We start from the raw sequence: 2380 nt of genomic DNA on the forward strand, positions 1-2380 counted from the left end.
GGTGCGGGAGGGGCCCCGCCGCGTCGGTGGGCCGGGGGCCCGTTGTGGGCGGGTCAGCTGGCCGGCCGGTCGGCGGCCCGGTCCGGCGGACGGCCGTGGCCGTGGGTGGGGTGAGGCTCGGTCGGGGCGGCGGGGGCCGGGGCGGAGGTGCCGAGGGTGGCGGGCGACCGGTCCGGAGGTGGCGCCGGGGTCAGGACGGTCTGGGCCGACGGGTCGTACCGGCCGTCGGGAATGCCGTCGGGAATGCCGTCGTAGGAGCCGCCGGGGGTGCCGCCGTTCGGGCCGGGCTCGGCCGGCGCGGCCGCCCCGACCGGCACGACCGGGCGGGCCTGGACCGGGAGCGGTTCGGGATCGGGCTGTGCCGGGTCCAGCGCGGTGCGTCCGGAGGAGTCGCTCAGCTTGATCAGCAGGGCCACCATCAGCCAGTTCGCCAGCAGCGACGAACCGCCGGCGGCCAGGAACGGCAGCGCCTTGCCGGTCAGCGGGACCAGCCCGCTCACCCCGCCGACCACCACGAACACCTGCAGCGCCAGCGCCGCCGACAGACCGGTGGCCAGCAGCTTGCCGAACGGGTCGGTCAGGCCGATCGCGGTGCGCAGACCGCGCTGGATCAGCAGCACGTAGACCAGCAGGATCGCCGTCACCCCGGCCAGGCCCAGCTCCTCGCCGATGGTGGTGAAGATGAAGTCGCTGCGCCCGGCGAAGCCGATCAGCCAGGGCCGTCCGGAGCCCAGACCGGTCCCGGTGAGGTGCCCGGTGCCCAGACTGAACAGCGCCTCGGCGGGCTGTTCGGAGATCGCCTTGTCGTGCACCGGCTTGTAGTAGTCGAGCGGGTGCAGCCAGGCCTCGACCCGGCCGTGCACGTGGGGCTCGACGGTGCCGACCACGGCCGCGCCGCCGACCGCCATCAGCAGGCCGAGCACCACCCAGCTGGTGCGCTCCGTCGCCACGTACAGCATCACGATGAAGACACCGAAGAAGATCAGCGAGGTGCCCAGGTCGCGTTCGAAGATCAGTACCAGCAGGCTGACCACCCAGATCGCCAGCACCGGTCCGGCGTGCCGTCCGCGCGGCAGCGTCAGCCCCCAGACCTTGCGCCCGGCCAGTGCCAGGGCGTCCCGGGAGGCCATCAGGTAGCCCGCGAAGAAGATCGTGATCGCGACCTTCACGAACTCGTCCGGCTCGAAGGAGAGCCCGAACAGCCGGATCCAGCGCTTGGCGCCGAAGCTGTCGCCCGGTGAGAACACCGGCGCGGCCAGCAGGATCAGCGCACCCGCCATCAGCAGGTAGACGTAGCGCTGGAAGAAGCGGTGGTGCTTGACGAAGACGATCAGCGCGAGCGCCGCCGCCACCGAGAGGAACACCCACATCAGCTGGGAGGGCGCGGCCGGGAGCTTCTGGTAGTCGCCCTTGGCGGCGTGCGCGGCCTTGTAGCTGAAGTCCAGCCGGTCCAGCAGGACCAGCCCGAAGCCGGTCAGGAAGACGCTCAGCGGAAGGATCAGCGGATCGGCGTACGGCGCGAACCGGCGCACCGCCAGGTGGGCCGCCCCGGCCAGCGCGCCCAGCGACAGGGCGTGCACCGGCAGCCCGGACGGCATCCTGCCGGTGAGCGCCAGGCCGGCTTCGATGTGTCCCGCCAGACAGACGGCCACCGCGAGGGCCAGCAGGCCCAGTTCGATGTTGCGGTGGCGCGCCGCGAGCCGGCGGCCGTCGCCGCGTGCAGTCGTTCGCACCTCTAGATTTCCCCTTGTCGACCACGTGGCGGGTCTCGCCGACGGTGCATCCTGCCAGACGTTTGTGTCTTCGCCGCGGTTGCCGGAACAGGGGGTCCGAGGGCAGAACTTTGCCTGGGCAAAGCTTTGTTGGGGATCGGTAAAGCTTTGTTCAGGTGCGGGTATAGAGGTGGGCCCCGGATCCGGCGGGGCCGTCGCGCGGGGACATCATGGCCGGGCGCCGGGGAGCCCCGGCGGCGGCCCCACCGACCGGCGGGGGCCACCGGGACGAGCGGGACGAGCGGGGTGCGCGGGCGGATGGGCACGGTGGTGGACGGCGCGGCGGTCCTCCTGGGCGCGGGCCGGGGCGTCGCCCCGGTGGGCGGTCCGGTGGGCGGTCCGGTCGGAGGCCCGGGTGGCGGTCCGGTCGGCCCCGCCTCGGTGCTCGCCTACAGCGGGCCGCCGGCCTGGCGGTGGTCCGACCTGGCGACCTCCTGGACGGTCGAGCCCCTGGTGCTCGTGCTCGCGGTGCTGCTCGGCGCCTGGTACCTGGCGTCGGCGAGGCCGACGCGGCAGACCCCTTCAGGGCAACGCAAACTCCGGGCGACGAGTCACGGAGCAGCTAACAGGCAGCGCAAAGGGACAGTGTAGCCAAAGGCGACACTGCT

At 73.1% G+C, this 2380-nt stretch carries 1 protein-coding gene; it reads right to left on the bottom strand.

The window, feature by feature from the left end:
- Positions 1-53: 53 nt before the first annotated feature.
- Complete coding sequence (locus AB0E96_RS40420; RefSeq protein ID WP_359831752.1) at positions 54-1733, bottom strand: FtsW/RodA/SpoVE family cell cycle protein; 1680 nt, start codon at positions 1731-1733, stop codon at positions 54-56.
- Positions 1734-2380: the final 647 nt, after the last annotated feature.

Origin of the sequence: Kitasatospora sp. NPDC036755 (assembly GCF_040636595.1) — a bacterium.
Taxonomy (GTDB): Bacteria; Actinomycetota; Actinomycetes; order Streptomycetales; family Streptomycetaceae; genus Kitasatospora.